Annotated in this window: 19 protein-coding genes and 1 pseudogene; 18 read left to right on the forward strand and 2 right to left on the reverse strand. The window is 42.7% G+C overall.

Features of this window, described 5'->3' with window-relative positions; translation table 11 throughout:
* Nucleotides 1–12: 12 nt before the first annotated feature.
* The 7 genes from BLW49_RS09585 to BLW49_RS09615 all read left to right on the forward strand — a co-directional run bounded on the left by BLW49_RS09585 (nucleotide 13) and on the right by BLW49_RS09615 (nucleotide 6,064).
* Nucleotides 13–450 carry a NucA/NucB deoxyribonuclease domain-containing protein gene (locus tag BLW49_RS09585; RefSeq protein ID WP_143042103.1) on the forward strand — a complete coding sequence of 146 codons (438 nt, stop codon included), beginning with the start codon at nucleotides 13–15 and terminating at the stop codon, nucleotides 448–450.
* 166 nt (nucleotides 451–616) lie between these two features.
* Nucleotides 617–1,354, forward strand: a complete 738-nt coding sequence (locus BLW49_RS09590; RefSeq protein WP_090724259.1) for a response regulator transcription factor — start codon at nucleotides 617–619, stop codon at nucleotides 1,352–1,354.
* Nucleotides 1,351–2,877, forward strand: coding sequence for a HAMP domain-containing sensor histidine kinase (locus tag BLW49_RS09595; protein WP_090724261.1), 1,527 nt, complete (start codon nucleotides 1,351–1,353; stop codon nucleotides 2,875–2,877). Before BLW49_RS09590 ends, BLW49_RS09595 begins: the two co-directional genes overlap by 4 nt.
* On the forward strand, nucleotides 2,834–3,970 hold the full coding sequence (locus BLW49_RS09600; RefSeq protein ID WP_090724263.1) for a LolA family protein: 1,137 nt from the start codon (nucleotides 2,834–2,836) through the stop codon (nucleotides 3,968–3,970). The genes BLW49_RS09595 and BLW49_RS09600 overlap by 44 nt, the downstream gene beginning before the upstream one ends.
* Before the next feature lie 217 nt (nucleotides 3,971–4,187).
* The gene (locus BLW49_RS09605) at nucleotides 4,188–4,616 is read left to right on the forward strand and encodes a GNAT family N-acetyltransferase (RefSeq protein ID WP_090724265.1); all 429 of its coding nucleotides are present in this window, start codon (nucleotides 4,188–4,190) and stop codon (nucleotides 4,614–4,616) included.
* Nucleotides 4,617–4,683: 67 nt separating this feature from the next.
* Complete coding sequence (locus tag BLW49_RS09610) at nucleotides 4,684–5,301, forward strand: AAA family ATPase (RefSeq protein ID WP_090724266.1); 618 nt, start codon at nucleotides 4,684–4,686, stop codon at nucleotides 5,299–5,301.
* Between the two features lie 154 nt (nucleotides 5,302–5,455).
* Entirely contained in the window at nucleotides 5,456–6,064 is a 609-nt protein-coding gene (locus tag BLW49_RS09615) for a TetR/AcrR family transcriptional regulator (RefSeq protein ID WP_177178692.1), read from the forward strand.
* Between the two features lie 50 nt (nucleotides 6,065–6,114).
* Here the strand turns inward: BLW49_RS09615 and BLW49_RS09620 are convergent, their stop codons facing one another.
* Nucleotides 6,115–6,885, reverse strand: a complete 771-nt coding sequence (locus tag BLW49_RS09620; RefSeq protein ID WP_090724270.1) for an SDR family NAD(P)-dependent oxidoreductase — start codon at nucleotides 6,883–6,885, stop codon at nucleotides 6,115–6,117.
* Nucleotides 6,886–7,557: 672 nt separating this feature from the next.
* Here BLW49_RS09620 and BLW49_RS09630 point away from each other — a divergent pair.
* The 11 genes and pseudogenes from BLW49_RS09630 to BLW49_RS09680 all read left to right on the forward strand — a co-directional run bounded on the left by BLW49_RS09630 (nucleotide 7,558) and on the right by BLW49_RS09680 (nucleotide 15,329).
* Nucleotides 7,558–8,142 (forward strand): GNAT family N-acetyltransferase, encoded by a 585-nt coding sequence (locus tag BLW49_RS09630; RefSeq protein ID WP_218145884.1) that lies wholly within the window; start codon nucleotides 7,558–7,560, stop codon nucleotides 8,140–8,142.
* Nucleotides 8,143–8,181: 39 nt separating this feature from the next.
* A complete protein-coding gene (locus BLW49_RS09635; protein WP_090724272.1) occupies nucleotides 8,182–8,709 on the forward strand; it encodes a tunicamycin resistance protein in 528 nt (175 codons plus the stop codon).
* A gap of 18 nt (nucleotides 8,710–8,727) precedes the next feature.
* Nucleotides 8,728–9,192, forward strand: coding sequence for a DUF402 domain-containing protein (locus BLW49_RS09640; RefSeq protein ID WP_090724273.1), 465 nt, complete (start codon nucleotides 8,728–8,730; stop codon nucleotides 9,190–9,192).
* Nucleotides 9,182–10,210 (forward strand): phosphotransferase, encoded by a 1,029-nt coding sequence (locus BLW49_RS09645; protein WP_090724275.1) that lies wholly within the window; start codon nucleotides 9,182–9,184, stop codon nucleotides 10,208–10,210. Before BLW49_RS09640 ends, BLW49_RS09645 begins: the two co-directional genes overlap by 11 nt.
* A 21-nt stretch (nucleotides 10,211–10,231) precedes the next feature.
* Nucleotides 10,232–10,894 (forward strand): HAD family hydrolase, encoded by a 663-nt coding sequence (locus BLW49_RS09650; RefSeq protein WP_090724277.1) that lies wholly within the window; start codon nucleotides 10,232–10,234, stop codon nucleotides 10,892–10,894.
* Between the two features lie 35 nt (nucleotides 10,895–10,929).
* A complete protein-coding gene (locus BLW49_RS09655) occupies nucleotides 10,930–11,457 on the forward strand; it encodes a GNAT family N-acetyltransferase (RefSeq protein WP_090724278.1) in 528 nt (175 codons plus the stop codon).
* Nucleotides 11,458–11,652: 195 nt separating this feature from the next.
* On the forward strand, nucleotides 11,653–12,768 hold the full coding sequence (locus BLW49_RS29465) for a pectate lyase (RefSeq protein WP_090724279.1): 1,116 nt from the start codon (nucleotides 11,653–11,655) through the stop codon (nucleotides 12,766–12,768).
* Between the two features lie 186 nt (nucleotides 12,769–12,954).
* Nucleotides 12,955–13,435, forward strand: a pseudogene (locus BLW49_RS09665) (Type 1 glutamine amidotransferase-like domain-containing protein).
* Between the two features lie 147 nt (nucleotides 13,436–13,582).
* Entirely contained in the window at nucleotides 13,583–14,437 is an 855-nt protein-coding gene (locus BLW49_RS09670; protein WP_090724281.1) for an SPFH domain-containing protein, read from the forward strand.
* Nucleotides 14,438–14,455: 18 nt separating this feature from the next.
* A complete protein-coding gene (locus tag BLW49_RS09675) occupies nucleotides 14,456–14,641 on the forward strand; it encodes a type II toxin-antitoxin system antitoxin (RefSeq protein ID WP_090724283.1) in 186 nt (61 codons plus the stop codon).
* Nucleotides 14,642–14,906: 265 nt separating this feature from the next.
* Nucleotides 14,907–15,329 (forward strand): cupredoxin domain-containing protein, encoded by a 423-nt coding sequence (locus tag BLW49_RS09680; protein WP_076313717.1) that lies wholly within the window; start codon nucleotides 14,907–14,909, stop codon nucleotides 15,327–15,329.
* Between the two features lie 97 nt (nucleotides 15,330–15,426).
* Here the strand turns inward: BLW49_RS09680 and BLW49_RS09685 are convergent, their stop codons facing one another.
* Complete coding sequence (locus BLW49_RS09685; protein ID WP_090724284.1) at nucleotides 15,427–16,659, reverse strand: nitrate/nitrite transporter; 1,233 nt, start codon at nucleotides 16,657–16,659, stop codon at nucleotides 15,427–15,429.
* Between the last annotated feature and the right edge of the window lies 1 nt (nucleotide 16,660).

The raw sequence follows: 16,660 nt of genomic DNA on the forward strand, positions 1-16,660 counted from the left end.
GGAAGCAGAGCTTTGAAGAAGTTAGTTCAATCAGCAATTTCTGTCATCATCGGGCTATTTATATTGGCAGGCACATTACAGTATCTTGGGGAAGATTCCTTACCATATCCGGCTTCAAACGATGAGGATGTTGTTCAGTTAGTCTTTCCTGCAAATAAATATCCGGAGACAGCAGAGCATATCCAAGCTGCAATAGATGAAGGTCTATCCCATACATGTACCATTGATCGCGGCGGGGCAGATGAGAACAGGCAAGAGTCATTAAGAGGGGTCCCGACGAAGCGTGGTTATGATCGTGATGAATGGCCCATGGCCATGTGTGCGGAAGGCGGAGAAGGAGCCAGCATTGAATACATAGATCCGTCTGATAATCGGGGAGCGGGCAGTTGGGTTGGTAACCAGTTGGAGGAATACCCGGACGGAACAAGAGTTGAATTCATTTTTAATTGAAGAATTAAAGGAGGGATAGCATCTATCTCTCCTTTTGCTTTTTTACTCGAATTGAATCAATTTCACAATTGATTTAAGCAGCTAGATTCAATTTATAAAGTATTTATTAACTTTTCAAAATCTGCAGTTAAACAGCTTAGAATGAATGTCAAGGGGAGGATACAGCATGGAGAAGACAAATGGCAATGGATATCTTGAAACCAAAGGCAATCTGCTGATCGTTGAGGATGATCCTGGCATAGGAAGGATTGTGAGAGATCATTTGCGGCGGGATAACTACTCGGTAACCTGGGCGACAACGGGTCTGGAATGCTGGGAGGACTTCTGCAGCGGGGAATATGATTTGGTCTTGATAGATTTAATGCTGCCTGAAATGGACGGATTTATGCTATGCAAAAATATTCGACTCAAGAGCGAGGTTCCCTTGCTGATCATGAGCGCGAGGAGTGAGGATGAGAGCAAGGTCCGGGCTTTTGGACTTGGTGCTGACGATTATATTACGAAGCCCTTCAGCTTAACCGAGCTCTCTTTGCGAGTGGAGGTTCACCTGAGAAAGTTCCGTAAATATCAGAAGGACACCGAGGGAAAATCTCATATTTTAACCTATTATGGCGGTCTCACCATTGATCCTGTGCTGAAACAGGCTATGGTTGAAAATGAACCGATCGCGCTCACGAGCAAGGAATGGCAGCTGCTCATGCTGCTTGCTTCGCATCCTGGTCGACAATTCAGCAAAAGTGAACTGTATGAGCATGTATGGCAGCAGGAGGCGATTGACGGTGGAAATACGGTAACTGTGCATATTAAGAGCCTGAGAATGAAGCTGCAGGATAATATCCGAGATCCCAAGTATATTCAGACCGTATGGGGCAGTGGATATCGCTTTATCGGTGAGCCCGAATGAAGCTGAGAACATGGCTGCTGATTGCCTTTGTAATTCTAATGCTGCTCCCCCTTGCGGCTGGAATCGTCCTGTATCAGCTGATTAACAAACTGGATGAACAGCGTTCTTTTACAGATTATATGGCTGCTTCATCGGAAATATCTGCAGCGGAATCCTATTTGCAGAACCCGGAGCTTTATCGGTTCAGAACGGTATGGGATGTACAAGAGCTTGACCTGCTCACGAATGACGCGTTAAAGGTTGAACTGTTTAATCCCTATGGTGTGTTGATCTATTCCTCAATGGAAGATAGTGAATATACAGGGTTCGTGCAAACCAGCGAAAGATTGTACAGCAACATGTACGAAATGCAGATCAATCCCCGCAGTTATATGTTAAAAAAACCAGTGTTTGAGAATGGCAGTCTGGCTGGAATCTACCAGATCACACTAGCTCGCCAGGAATGGAGAGCGGATATTAGAAGCCGTACGGTTTGGGTAGCGGGAATCCTTGGCATATTTATAGCTGTTCTGTTTGTTATTGTTCTGCTCCTCACCCGTCGCAAGCTGATTCTTCCCATGCGTATACTTACCAAGCAGATGAGCTCCTTTGCAGCGAATGAGCCGGTTCCTCCATCTGAGTACCGAGGGGGCGGGGAGATGCGTGAGCTGATGGCTCACTTTGAGGATATGAGACGAACCATAGAAGCCTCACGTAAGAAGCTTTCACAGCAGCAAGAAGAGAAAGCGTTCATGACTGCCGCTCTTTCCCATGATTTGAAGACACCGCTCACCTCCATTCGAGCTTATGCCGAGGAGCTCGCCACGAATAGGCTTACAATTGAAGAGCGTCAGGAGTATCTTGGCTTCATGATGGGGCAGGTGGATCGGATGAGACACATGCTGGATGATTTGAACCTCTATGCAACGCTGGAATCCAAAATTACGAATAAAGAGCGTGCTCTTGTCGATAGTGAGGAGTTCATGGAAATGCTGCTTACGGGTTATGAGTCACTGGCGTGGAGCAATAACATTCAACTTGAAACGTCTATTTCAGTGAGTGGGGATGCTGAACTCGACCCTCAGCTGATCCTGCGGATGATGGATAACCTGATCGCGAATGCGATCAAATATTCACCATCAGGAGGCAAGCTTTATCTTGCAGCATTATCCCCTGGGTGCAGCGTTCCGGAATGGATTTTTCCTCCGTATAGATCCAGAGTAGAACAGCAATTGAATGCTCCGATTAAGAACATATTGCTGCTCATTCAGAATGAGGGTGAGTCCATACCATTCGAATTTCAGGACAGACTATTTGAGCCGTTTTATCAAAGAGAAACGTCGAGGAATCAAGCAGGTTCAGGCAGTTTTGGCCTGGGTTTGACGATTGCTAAGAAAGTCATTGAACAGCACCAAGGAACGATCAAGCTTATGTCAGAGGATCCGTATGGGACGCTGGTTGTATGCGGCCTGCCTCTTCATAATAAGGAGATGAGAATAAATGGGACAAATCAAGTATTCAACGATGAGCACACGAAAAGGTAATCAGGTGATGGGAATCCTCGGAAGTATATTACTTACAGGGCTGCTGTTAACAGGCTGTCAGTCAGGAGAAGCTTTAGCATATACGGGTGAAGAGATGGTGGAGAAAGCAATCCAAGAAAGTAATAAGCCCGTCTCTTATTATGCCGAAGGAGTGATGACCCTTTTTGAAGGAGAAAACAAAACAGAAAGCATGACGATCAAGGAGTGGTATAACGCTGATAATGGCAACAACCGCAATGAGATTGCTACACCGGATACGGGGAAGAGTATCTCTGTAAACGATGGACAGCAAATCATCGTATATGAGGAAGCTCAAAATACCGCCTACACAATGGATTCTCTTGAAAACGAAGCGATGCAGAGCTCGCCAAAGGATAAAATGTTAAGCCAACTCGAACGTATGCGCAGCACACATGCCATTGAAACCGTAGGCAAAGAGAAGTGGCTCGATCAAGATGTATATCATATTAAGGCCACTCCATTAGATAAGGATGCGAACAACTTGATCGGTTCACAGGAATACTGGGTGAATGCTACAGATTGGATGGTTGTGAAATCGAAGGTCACCTCGGGAGATATTACGACGGAATTTGCTTATACGCTGCTGGATAAGTCTCCGGAATTCACGCCTGATACATTTAAGCTGAGTATTCCAGAGGACGCCGAAATCATCGCCTTGGACAATATGGGGCCTCAAACCATAACGATCGAAGAAGCCAGGGAGGCCTTAGGTCAATCTTTCTTGCAAATGCCTGCTGAAGGCTTTGATCAAGTATCCGTAGAAATGTACGAAGCAAGCGGAGAGCTGGATCGAAATGAAGTTTCAATCAATTATTTGGTAGAAGGTAAGACACCGCTGAGTCTGTCTATTTTCAAATCTCCCGGAGAGGATGTTCAGGATGGTGGATTTGGAGAAAAGGTCACGGTAAGAGGTCAAAAAGGGGATTATATGAAAGAGATCAATATCATCAGCTGGGACGAGGAAGGTCTCAGGTACAGTCTAATGGCTGAGCAGCAAGGCGCTAAAGCCGAGCTTGACCAGCTGCTTGAATGGGCGGAATTACTGACAGAGGATCCGGACGGAGTAGAGTAACCCATCATAGTTATGACATAGGACGATTTAGCGCTGCTAGATCGTTCTTTTCATTGTATATGATATAAATTTAACTTGCTGAGCGCACGAGATAGATTCCTTAACCAGAGGAGATTATTGCTTTTAAAGTACCCTTGTGATGTAATAAAATGGATATAATTGTCTATCTGTAATATGTGGGTAAACAATTACAAAAATTTTAAAGGGTTGGTTCTGTATGATACGTGAAGCTAGACGAGAAGATAGGGAACAACTGTATGATCTATATAGGATGCTTGTTCCAAACAGCAGAAAAATGAATGTTGTTGAGGATCAAATTGAAAGAATTAGACTTGACCCTATGAATTTTTTGCTAGTATTCGAGGATCAAGGGGCTATATTAGGAACGTTAACCTTAAATATTTGTCTTCAAGCCTTGCATGGTACCAGACCTTATGGATTGATTGAAAATATTGTGGTTCACGAAAATCATCGCAGCACAAAAATTGGACAACAGTTGTTAGACTATGCAGAAGAGTATTGCCGAACCATTCATTGTCACAAGCTAATGCTTCTAAGCAGCTCAAAGAGGGAGCGAGCACATGGCTTTTTTGAACGATGTGGCTATAGTGGTTCAGTAAGTAGAGGATTTAAGAAATACTTATAGTTAACAAATGTTGAATTTGCACGACTGAGGTTTTTTAAATGAGGTAAATGGAAGGAGGCGGCATATTGTGAGCAGGTTAGTCATTATCACCGTAGGTAAGACACATAGTGGAAAAACGACGTTTGCCCGAGCTTTGGAGCAAGAGCTCCATCCCTCACTCGTCATCGATCAAGATAATCAAGCAGCATTTATAAATACATACTATAGAAACTTGCTGCCTAAACATGGACCTAACCATATTAAATTCGCTGTCACTCAAACCATTGTAGATTATGCGGTAGAGCAGACAGACTATCATCTCATTCTATGCAATTCAAATCGGAGCTATAAGAGTCGTTTAGATATGCTGTCCAGATTTCATAAAGGTGGATTTATCAGCGTCATTGTTCATTTAGACCCTCCGGATCATGTTCTTGAGGAGCGAGTTGCTCGTAGTCAGCGGGATACAGCGATAATTAGAAGTGCATCCTCTTTTAAAGAGGTCCTTCACCGACAGCAAGCTGAGACAGGGAATACTGATGTGGTATTACCATCCGAAGGAGAAGCAAATTATTTGTTTCATGTAACTCATCCGGATGAAATTCATAAGACCATCCATGGCATTATTGATCTGGCCAATCTAAATTTGTCATCTTTAATGGATAAAGCAGCCGGAAAATTGCAAGAACATGACGCAGAGGCATGAATACAGATTATTATTCAGAATTACTTTTAGTATGGAACTACTCTCGTTTTATTATTTTTCCTCTAATAGTATAATAAATGTATCTCTTAATAGATTGAACAAAAACTAGAACGCTTCTTTGGTAAATCTGTTAGATAATTAAAGGGGAATGGTTATGATTAAAACACAGCCAGTTGATCGGAGAGTGACTAAAACCAAACATGCACTAAAGGAGTCTCTGCTGAAGTGGATGTTATTCAAATCATTTGATGAAATTACAATAACAGATATTGTAATGTCGGCAGAATTAAATCGAGGTACTTTTTACAAGCATTACTCCTGTAAAGAGGAGCTGTTGGAGGAAGTTTTTGAGGATGTTCTATCTGATCTGATCATTGCGTATCGGAGCCCTTATATGAATTATCAGAACTTTAATATACAAAGCCTAGATCCTTCAGCCATTAAAATTTTCGACCATGTGCAGCAATTTCGTTCGTTCTATACTTTATTAGTAAAAACAAATATATTGCCGGAATACCATACTCGCATATACGAAGCGCTAAAAAGTTTATATATGGAGGATGTAACGATAATTTCTCCTAACCCGGCGATTGATAAAGAACTCATGGCATGCTATCAGGCCAACGCTGTCCTGGGAATTATCACAGAATGGGTGCAAAGTAATTATAAGTATAATCCTGCGTATATGGCTGAGCAGCTGCTGGAATTGACAAGGCTTAATCGTTCGAATGAAACATATCACACAAATTTTAGTCAGGTTTAAAGTAAGAGCTTCGGTTGTTAATCACCGAAGCTCTTACATAGCTTTATTTATCAGTTGCTTGTCCAGCCGCCATCGACAGGTAGTTCAACGCCAGTGATGAATTTGGCTTCATCGGAAGCAAGGAACAAGTAAGCATGAGCAATATCCATAGCTTCACCTGCATGAGGGGGGAGAGGTGCCAAATTCTTGTAGTGCTCACCCATCTCTACTTGTGATTTAATCCCGGCCTTCTCAACCATTCCAGTAAATATAGCTCCCGGGTGAACAGAGTTAACACGGATGTTATCTTTTCCGAACCATTGAGCTGCATGCTTAGTCAATGAACGGACTGCACCTTTAGAAGCACTGTATGCAGCACCTTGTGCGTCAGCGATACCGCCAATAATTCCTGCAATAGAAGAGGTATTTACAATAGAACCCTTTCCGTTCTTTTGCATGTGTGGAATTACAGCTTTCATACCAAGCCATACACCAGAAGTGTTAATGTCCATAACCTTATTCCAATCGGGTACTTCAGCATCGAGTATGCCTTTAGCAATATGAATTCCAGCATTGTTAACTAGAATATCGATCTTTCCATATTTAGCGATCGTTTCTTCCACAACGACATTCCATGATTCAGGATTTGATACATCAAGCTTAAGTGCGACGGCATCCCCTCCTGAAGCGATGATTTCGTTTACTTTTTCTTGTAGGACGTCTTGGACGACGTCTGTAGCTACCACCTTTGCTCCTTCTCTTGCAAAGAGTTGGGCTCCAGCAAGACCCATGCCGCTAGCTGCTCCGGTGATGATCGCTACTTTGCCTGTTAATCTTCCCATGTTAAAACATCCTTTCTATTAATACATCAATAAGGTATAAAAGTGGTGTATTCCATTCGTGTAGAATGTCGAATTTCCTAACCCTACGTGTTACGGTATTAGTATAATTTGAATGCTACTGAAGCTCAATCAGCAAATGAAAGCGCTTTTGTTGCTTAAGCAATACATACAATTGTTGTGATGATTATGTTAGGTAATATGTATGATAACGAACAGATTTATAGTAAAGTGTTTATTTTTGTGTTGTTCTTATTATCAGAATACTGGGGGCCGTTATGCAAAATTTATGCGATCAAGTGACCCGTTATTTATCAATACTTAATGTCCCGTTACAGAAACCGTCTTACAAATATCTAGAACAGATATGCCTGGCACATTTGAATGCGTTCCCTTTTGAAAATGTTAGCAAATTACTCTATTATCATCAAAATAAAGATAGGAATATAAGGTGTCAATTATATCAAACGGATCAGAAGAGAAGCGTCTCTCTAGTGAACAATAAATTTAGCGTTCAATATAGTAATGGAGAAACCGAGATTAAGTACTTGAGATCTTCCCAACAATGGATGAGGAATTTCGGTTGCCCAAACTGCCTGTAAGAGAAGCAATTGAAGTATTGAATGAGTTAGAAATTAACATCTTTGCAGATCAGAGAAGTGGAGGGAACTGAACGTGAACGTCGATCAGCTATTCGAAACTGAACCGGAGTTTGAAACGAGTAAGCTGTTATTAAGAAAAATAACAATGGATGATACAGAGGCGTACTATGAGCTGGCATCTGATCCAGCTGTTGCTACGTATACCTTGTGGGACAAGCATCAATCGATTACAGATTCTAGGGCATTTATTAGTCGTTTAATCCAAAAATATAGCGAGAAAGAAGCATATCACTGGGGGATTATTGATAAGGTCGAAAATAAGCTGATCGGCAGAACAGGGCTAATACAGTGGGATCTGACTCACGAAAAAACTGAGATTGGATTTGCCCTTTCACGTTCGTATTGGAATCAAGGTATAATTACGGAAGCGACCCGTCTGATCATCGAGTATGGCTTTATGCTCTTGGGCTTTAATCGTATTGAGGGTAGATGCAGTTATAATAATGCGGGTTCCGCGCGTGCGATGGAGAAGCTGGGTATGAAATGGGAAGGGATACTAAGAGGTCAGCTGAAAATGAAGGGCGAGTTCGTAGATCAAAGAATGTATGCCATTTTAAGGAATGATTTTGATAGCGTTAACAATAGTTCTACATTATAAGTTCTCAAATTCTGATATCAACAACAGGAGGAAATAACAATGATCGTTATGATCAATGGGGCATTTGGGGCAGGAAAGACGACGCAAGCAGAGAATATTGCCAAGCTTATTCCTAACAGTATGATCGTTGATCCGGAGCTGTCTGGTTATTTGCTGAGAGAGTTAATACCTGATTCGATGAGACAGGAGCACGAGCGAAGCGGGGATTTTCAAGATTTGGACTTGTGGAGAGTGCTTGTCGTGGAAGTCGCTAAGATGGTCAAGCTCAAATATAACAGGAACCTGATTGTTCCAATGACGCTGTATAAACCATACAATTTTAATTACATTAAGGATGCGTTTGAGATGCTGGATAAAGTATACCATTTCACTCTAATGGCTTCTAAGGCTTCGATCCATGAGAGGCTAACCATTCGAGGGGATACCGTAGGGGGATGGCAGTTTCAGCAGACAGAAAAATGCTTGAGTGCTCTTCAAACTAGTGCGTTCGCAGAACATATTGATTCCGAAAAACTCAATGCAGATGAAATTACGCAGTACATACTGAAGCAAATTGAATTACAATGATTGTTAGGAGGGGTTAGATTGAAACCACTCACTGTCATTTCCCGATTAGGTGAGTTTCAAGGATATGGAACAAGCGAGGTTGCATTCTTTGACCGCTATGATGAGCTATCCCGTAAAGTTATTCGCCATTATATTCTTATCCTTGAAGGAGTCAAAATAATGCATGAACCATGGGGATGGACAAACGAATGGTATGTTGATTTGGTAGATATTAAATTGAATGACGCTGAGATGGTACTAACAGATTTATACATAGATATAGTTGTAGAAGGCAATGGACCGACTTATAGATTAATCGACCTAGAAGAATATGCAGATGCGGTTAGCCAAGGTCTAATCGATATGAAGGATATGAACAAACACTTGACTCAAGTTCAAATGTTTCTTGAAAATTATCTTCATAGAGGAAAAGTGTTCCCGCCAAAACAGATTGGAGATCTACACAAAATTAAAATAAATCAAGAGGACAACTATGATGTCTAATGGGCAGATATTTTCTCAAATCCAGGAGTTATGTACGAGTCTACTACTAGGTAATATAGAGGGTGAGCCTCGACGGGTTGCTGGTGGTTTGCTCCACAAGATGTTTTCCATCGAGACTGACCGCGGAACATATGCCATCAAGATGTTAAATCCAGAAATAATGCAGAGGCCCACAGCACTTCAGAATTACAAAAATGCCGAACGTATTGCCAGAATGGCTGCAATGAATCAAATATCTGCATTGCCGGCGATTACAGTCGATGACGAGTCTATTCATCTGGTTGGATCTAACTTTTATCTCATATTTGAATGGATTGAAGGTGGAAGCTTGAGCCTAGATCAAATACGACCGACTCATTGTGAGATCGTTGGGGATTTGCTGGCAAGGATTCATGCTGTTGATTTTGCGGTTATAGGTGTTGTTGATCATACTTCACACGAAGCTTCCATTATTAATTGGAACTATTATTTAGACAAAGGAAGGATCACTAGCGCGGTTTGGGCTAACCTGTTAGAAGAAAATGTGGATCTACTGTATGAGTCGAATGCACAAGCAGTGGCTTCAGTTAAGGTATTAAGTACAGTGGATCGGGTTATTAGCCATCGAGATTTAGATCCCAAGAATATAATGTGGCATGATGATCTACCTGTAATTATTGATTGGGAAGCAGCGGGTTACATAAATCAATGGCAGGATATGACGGAGACATTACTCTATTGGTGTGTAGATGCACAGGGACGAATGATTCCTGAAAAATTTACAGCGTTTATGAGAGGATACAAGAAGCAGCCGGTTTCGATAGAGATAGACTGGCGGGCTGTGCTGTATAATGGATTGATAGGGAAGCTGGATTGGCTGGAATATAACTTAAAACGATCTTTGTATATGGAATGCAGGGATGCACAGGAACAACTGCTAGGAGAGGAGCAGGTTCTATTAACGCTCAAAGAAATCCAGAACTTTATCGAATTCATTCCTTCCTTTGAGGAAGTGTTGAAACATGAGTTTAATACATGAGTGTAAAAAAGGAGAATAGAGATGTCATACACCAATCTATTGTTTGACCTGGACGGCACATTGACTGATCCGAAGCTGGGAATTACGAAGTCGGTTCAATATGCGCTGGGTAAAATGAATATTTCTGTTGCCAGCTTGGAAGAGCTGAACAAATTCATAGGGCCGCCGCTGCGCGTTTCCTTCAAAGATTTTTATCAATTTGATGAGGCACAGATTGAAGCTGCTGTTGATTATTATCGAGAATATTTTAGTGTTACCGGACTCTTCGAGAATGCTGTATTTCCTGGAGTTAGAGAGATGCTCGATCGGATAAGCTGCGACCCACAGATGCGGTTGTTTATTGCGACTTCCAAGCCGGAAGTATATGCGAAGCAAATATTGGAGCATTACGAGCTCAGCTCCTATTTTGAATACATATGCGGAAGCGAGCTGGACGGAGCACGATCTGCCAAAGCTGAAATTATCGGATATCTCATGGAGAATTACAATTTGGATCCAGACCAAACGGTAATGATTGGTGATCGTAAACATGACATTATCGGTGCTCACCATCAACATATTGCCTCCATTGCTGTGGGATTTGGATACGGAAGCGAGGAAGAGTTGACCGCTGAGCAGCCCGCCCACTATGTAAAAAGCGTTGTGGAATTAAACAATTTCTTAACGTTAGTACACAATGGCTGATTACTTATCTAATAACAGAACATTGGAGGATGATCATGATTACTTATCGCGAACTTACCCCTGCGGATGTACATCAATTGAAGGAGATTGATCGCTCCGAGCATATTGAACTTATATACGAAATGGACAATGATCAGTTGGTTGAGATCAAGACGGATCACGAGTGTCCGACTTGGGACGCCATGTTGCTGCGTGAAATGGAGGAAAGGTTCATTTACGAGCTTGAAAAAGGCGGGATGGCAGTGGGTGCATTTGCAGGCGATATCATGGTCGGCTTCGGTGTGCTTGCCCACAAGCCTAGAGGCGTTCGTCTGGATCAACTACAAGTGGATCTGATGTATGTGTCGAGACAATACAGGAGACAAGGCATTGGGACTCAGCTGTTGGATAGGCTGTCAGAAGAGGCCAGGTCCAGGGGAGCTGCCGCTTTATACATCTCGTCAACGGAGACAAGATCAGCGGTTTCTTTTTATCAGAGTAATGGAAGTCATTTATCTAAAGAAATCGATGAAGAGCTGTTTAACAAGGAACCAAAGGATATTCATATGATGATTAATCTTTAGGAACGGCTTCATACTGTAGTAGTTAATTTAGATATTAATTAATTAAATTTTTTTTGGCGATTTTACTTCGAAAACGTTTCATATATATTCCATATTTGTTTTATTGTGTGTTATATTAATAATGTTTCAATTATGAAAAGAAAGGAGATTGCAGGCGTTCGATTTATTTATTCGAAAATAATAGGAGGTGTCCCGATGATTAGAAAAAAACTCTTCTCAGTTCTGGCATCCGTAACGCTTATTGCAACTTCTCTGTTTATTCCACATCAGCCGGCTGAGGCGGCAAGCATCACAAACAATGCAACATATCAACTGATTAACCGCAACAGTGGTAAGGCGCTTGAAATCTTTGAGTATTCGCATGACAACGGTGGAAATGCGGTTCAGTGGGCTGATCTGAATGGTGACAATCAGTATTGGCGCTTTGTCAGTGTTGGAAGCGGTTACTATTCTTTGGTTAATGCGAATAGCGGTCGTGCTCTTGAGGTATTAGGCTGGTCTACAGCAGACGGCGGTAATGTAGTACAATGGCAAAATTTTAGACAGAATTACAATCAGCACTGGAGATTGGTCGATATTGACGGACATGTACAATTGATCAACCGTCATTCAGGCAAGGCGCTCGAGGTGTATAATCATTCGACTGCAGATGGAGCTAATGTTGTACAGTGGACCAGCACAGGGAATCCTAACCAGCAATGGAAGTTGGTCAAAATATCTCCGAATGATACGACGACGGTGAACTCAACCATTGTCGTTGAAGCGGGACAAGTATTTGATGGGCTCGGCCGGCGCTATGTCGCTGGTTCTGCACTAGGTGATGGCAGTCAGGATGAGGGTCAACATCCAGTGTTCCGACTGGAGAATGGAGCAACACTGAAAAACGTAGTCATTGGTGCTCCGGCAGCGGATGGTGTTCACGTATATGGGAACGCTTACTTGTCCAACATTGTGTGGGAAGACATTGGTGAAGATGCCCTCACGCTGAAAAGCTCTGGAACGGTAACTCTAAACGGTGGGGCTGCTTACAACGGAGCAGACAAAGTTATCATGTTAAACGCACCGGGTCGGTTGAATGTATACAACTTTGTCTCAAGCAATGCAGGGAAGCTCATTCGTCAAGTTGGAGGATCTACTTTTAAAGTTGAAGTCTTTATTGATAGTTCTGACATCTCCAATATGGAAGAATCAATATTCCGCACAGATAGTACAACCAGTACGGTGTCTATGACGAATACAATCTATTCGAATGTTGGTCAGAAATGGTACAATGTGAAGAATGTATACGAGAACAATAACACGGAGTATTAAATGAAAGAGCAGAGAAGTACTTAATAAAAAGACGTAATCTAATAATGAGTGGGACGTTTTCTAACATTTAGAAGCGTTCCATTTTTCTTTTGACCAATATTTTCTAGCACACTTAAATAGATTATATTAAAGCTAGCTCCAATTCGTTAATTACGGACGACAACATAATGAATAAGAGGTGAGTGGATGAAACAAATTATTGCGATGGGCGGAGGCGGTTTTTCAATGGAACCGGACAACCTACTGCTGGATAAGTACATATTAGAGCAGGCAGGAACAGCTTCACCAAAAGTATGTTTTATCCCTATGGCCAGCGCTCGCAGGGCTTAGCGCAGGATCTATTTGCTGGTTTGAAGAGGGACTGACCGATCCGTTAAATGCTTCGGTATATAAGCTGAATGGCTTAGGCCTCTTAGAAGGGAGCCACTGCCCGCATTATGACGGTGAGGTCAATAGAAGGCCTGGCTACCACAAGCTCATTTCGGAAGGAGTGATGAAGCCGGGGTATGGTGTGGATGACGGGGCTGCGCTGCATTTCGCAGACGATGTGTTATTAAGAACAGTCAGCTCTAGAATTGGTGCCAAGTCCCACTATGTGTCCATTAACGACCAGCAAGAAGTGGATGAGCAAGCCCTGAATGTATTATTTCTAGGGGAACGAGTATAACATAGGGAGTCCATCCATGAGATGGGCTTTTTTTATGTTCATTTGTTCAACAATGTATTAATTTATAAAGTTACGTTTACAATTAAAGTAAAAAGTGATATCATAAATATATCAAAACAATATTGTAGAGAGATGCGGTGATGTTTATTGTTCCAGGAGAAAAAAGTATTTCGTGTAAATGGATTTGTAGGTCTGCTTGTAGTTCTTGTGCTAATCGCTATAGGAGTCTTTGCCTTTAGTACAGGTGAAACTGCAGGATATATTAATGGCTCCATTCTTGCTGTCGTTGCTGTCTTGCTGGCTACGGGGATGACGGTTGTTCAGCCGAATCAAGCGATGGTGCTTACATTTTTCGGTAAGTATATGGGGGTTATCCGCGACAGTGGGTTTTATATGACCATTCCGCTCTCGGCACAGAAGAAGGTATCGCTTCGTGTCCGTAACTTCAACAGCTCGATGCTAAAAGTAAATGATGTGGAAGGGAATCCGATTGAGATTGAAGCTGTGGTTGTCTTCTCCGTCGTGGATTCCGCGAAGGCGTTGTTTGAGGTTGATGATTATGAATCCTTCGTTGAAATTCAGAGCGAGACCGCACTGCGCCATGTGGCCAGTAAATATGCATATGATAATCTTGACGGGGCTGGATTCTCTCTGCGAAGCAATGCGGAGGAGATCGCCATGGAGCTCACGAATGAGCTGCAGGCTCGTCTGGAAATTGCAGGAGTTAACGTGCGTGAATCCCGCTTGACACATCTGGCGTACTCTACAGAGATTGCAAGCGCGATGCTGCAAAGACAACAGGCGTCTGCTATTATCTCCGCTCGGGAGAAAATTGTAGAAGGTGCGGTCACGATGGTACAGCTTGCAATTGAACGGCTTGAGAAAGAAGGAGCTGTTGAACTTGACGAGGAACGCAAAGCTGCGATGATTAATAATCTGCTTGTTGCTGTCGTTTCTGATCGTTCTGCCCAGCCGGTCATTAACACCAGCTCACTTTATTAATGAGAGGCATCCGCATTAATGGCAGGTAAGAAGAAGAGCTTCCCTCTCCGCCTCGACCAGGCTACGTATGAGGCTTTGGAGCGCTGGGCAGCTGATGAATTCCGAAGCGTAAATGGTCATATTGAGTTTCTGTTAAGAGAAGCTCTAAGAGATGCGGGGAGACTACCCGGCCCCAAGCGGATTACTAACAATAACGAAGAGTGATAAGAGCATCACATCAAGATTTAACATCAGTTAGGTTAAGTCTTGACACTAACGTATATAATATGGAATAGGAAGAAGAGGAGCTGTCTTTAGATGACGCTGCTCTTTTCCTCATTTCAAGACTTCATTCACATAATGTTTATATTTTTGACAAAACAATGTAATGAAATAGCTACAAAGAGTCATATAGTTCATTGAAAAGATGGTTTATGCTTAAGATATAAATATATTACTTTAGATATTTCTCGAGGGGACTTGTTTAGTTATGAACAAAAAGTTAGTAAAATGGTGGCCGTTCCTGGCACTGGGACTTGCGGGTGTACTTGTTATAGGTGGTTTAATCTTATTCTTCCAAGGTAACAGCATGGTTCCATCTGCACTGGATAGAGGTCAGACCGTGCAAGAAGAAGAGGATCTAAGCAATTATGAGATCGTAACCGTCGAAATTAATGATAAGGGCTTCTCTCCTAGTCACATCGAAGTGAAGCAAGGTGTACCAACGAAGATTAACTTTAAGAAGGTGACGAACCTTACTCATATTACCAGCCTTGTCTCAGAGGATATTGATATGCTTCAATATTTGCAGAAAGGCGACAATTATTATACCGTGGATACAACACTCGAGCCGGGGACTTATAACTTTAATTGCGGAATGTATATGACCTTTGGCACGCTGACGGTTAAATAATAAGATAGCAAGAAGCAGTATCTTATCCTTTAAGATAAAATACTGCTTCTTTTTTGCAGCTTAATGATCGTTTTGGTTGTGGTACATGTTTTATAATTTATGCATTGAGTTCAGCAGCTATGGCAGCGGACTTCTTGCCCTGCTTCTGCAGCCATGTTTTTCTCCATTGCAGACTCATGGCAATGACCAGAATACAAGCAGCTGCAGCGACGACGCTTAGAATCAAGAATCCAGGGGTGTAGCTTCCAACCGATTTGTATAGGTTTCCGAGGAGAAGCGGCAGCGCATACCCACCTAATCCTCCGGCCGCACCGACAATTCCTGTCATGAGACCAATCTCAGCGCCGAACCGAAGCGGAACGAGCTGAAACACCGAACCGTTACCGGCACCAAGGCACATCATGCCGATGAACAAGAGCACAACGACGACTGGGAGTGGAGGCAGGAATGAAACACCTACCAGCATGAGAGCAGCTCCTGCATAGAGGAATGTTAGAATACGTGTTCCTCCGAAGCGGTCAGAGAGCATGCCTCCGACTGGACGGAAGAAGCTGCCCGCAATAATACAGAATGTTGCAATATCGGCTGCCTGTACAGCAGATAGGCCATATTGCGTATTGAAGAAGATCGTTAAGTAATTGGATAGACCGACAAATCCACCGAAGGTAACACAATAAAATAAACAGAGAATCAGTGCGTCTTTTTGTTTTAAGACATGGGCATATTGAGCAAAGGTCTTAGGAGCAGGGCGATTCGGGCTGTTCTTGGCAAAGATCGTAAAGAGGATAAAGACGATGATGATGGGAATCATGGCGAGTCCGAATACGACTTCCCAGCTTCCGAAATGTGTAGCAAGTCGGTTGGCAAATAGAGTGGCAAGTACGGTTCCACTATTACCTGCTCCGGCAATTCCCATGGCCAGACCTTGGTGCTCTTTTGGATACCACTGGCTCGCCAGTGGAAGTGCTGCAGCAAAGGAAGCGCCAGCTACACCAAGGAGCAGTGCAACAACATACAGCTGATCGAGTGAGCTGACCCATTGCCAGCCGAGAATTAAAGGAATCAAGGTGACGATCATCCCGATCTGCGCAGTAAGCTTGGGACCAATGTGGTCGGTCAGATACCCGAAGAGCAGTCGAAGTATGGAGCCGCTTAATACCGGAAGTGCAACCAGATTTGCTTTTTGGGCTGCATCCATCGGGTAATCTCCTGCAATGACAACACTAAGCGGACCAATCAAGCCCCAGATCATAAAACTGATGTCGAAATAGAAAAATGCACCGAAGAGTGTGGGGTTATGCCCGCTTTTCCAGAAACTTTTTTTCTCCATC

Source organism: Paenibacillus sp. PDC88, from assembly GCF_900106725.1.
Taxonomy (GTDB): Bacteria; Bacillota; Bacilli; order Paenibacillales; family Paenibacillaceae; genus Paenibacillus; species Paenibacillus shunpengii.

Bases quoted from the DNA above. Each gene is read 5' to 3' on its own strand.
- BLW49_RS09635 (WP_090724272.1), top strand. From the start codon at position 8,182: ATGATCGTTATGATCAATGGGGCATTTGGGGCAGGAAAGACGACGCAA.
- BLW49_RS09600 (WP_090724263.1), top strand. From the start codon at position 2,834: ATGGGACAAATCAAGTATTCAACGATGAGCACACGAAAAGGTAATCAG.
- BLW49_RS09620 (WP_090724270.1), bottom strand. From the start codon at position 6,885: ATGGGAAGATTAACAGGCAAAGTAGCGATCATCACCGGAGCAGCTAGC.
- BLW49_RS09645 (WP_090724275.1), top strand. From the start codon at position 9,182: ATGATGTCTAATGGGCAGATATTTTCTCAAATCCAGGAGTTATGTACG.
- BLW49_RS09685 (WP_090724284.1), bottom strand. From the start codon at position 16,659: ATGGAGAAAAAAAGTTTCTGGAAAAGCGGGCATAACCCCACACTCTTC.
- BLW49_RS09590 (WP_090724259.1), top strand. From the start codon at position 617: ATGGAGAAGACAAATGGCAATGGATATCTTGAAACCAAAGGCAATCTG.
- BLW49_RS09605 (WP_090724265.1), top strand. From the start codon at position 4,188: ATGATACGTGAAGCTAGACGAGAAGATAGGGAACAACTGTATGATCTA.
- BLW49_RS29465 (WP_090724279.1), top strand. From the start codon at position 11,653: ATGATTAGAAAAAAACTCTTCTCAGTTCTGGCATCCGTAACGCTTATT.
- BLW49_RS09655 (WP_090724278.1), top strand. From the start codon at position 10,930: ATGATTACTTATCGCGAACTTACCCCTGCGGATGTACATCAATTGAAG.
- BLW49_RS09595 (WP_090724261.1), top strand. From the start codon at position 1,351: ATGAAGCTGAGAACATGGCTGCTGATTGCCTTTGTAATTCTAATGCTG.
- BLW49_RS09615 (WP_177178692.1), top strand. From the start codon at position 5,456: ATGATTAAAACACAGCCAGTTGATCGGAGAGTGACTAAAACCAAACAT.
- BLW49_RS09650 (WP_090724277.1), top strand. From the start codon at position 10,232: ATGTCATACACCAATCTATTGTTTGACCTGGACGGCACATTGACTGAT.
- BLW49_RS09675 (WP_090724283.1), top strand. From the start codon at position 14,456: ATGGCAGGTAAGAAGAAGAGCTTCCCTCTCCGCCTCGACCAGGCTACG.
- BLW49_RS09680 (WP_076313717.1), top strand. From the start codon at position 14,907: ATGAACAAAAAGTTAGTAAAATGGTGGCCGTTCCTGGCACTGGGACTT.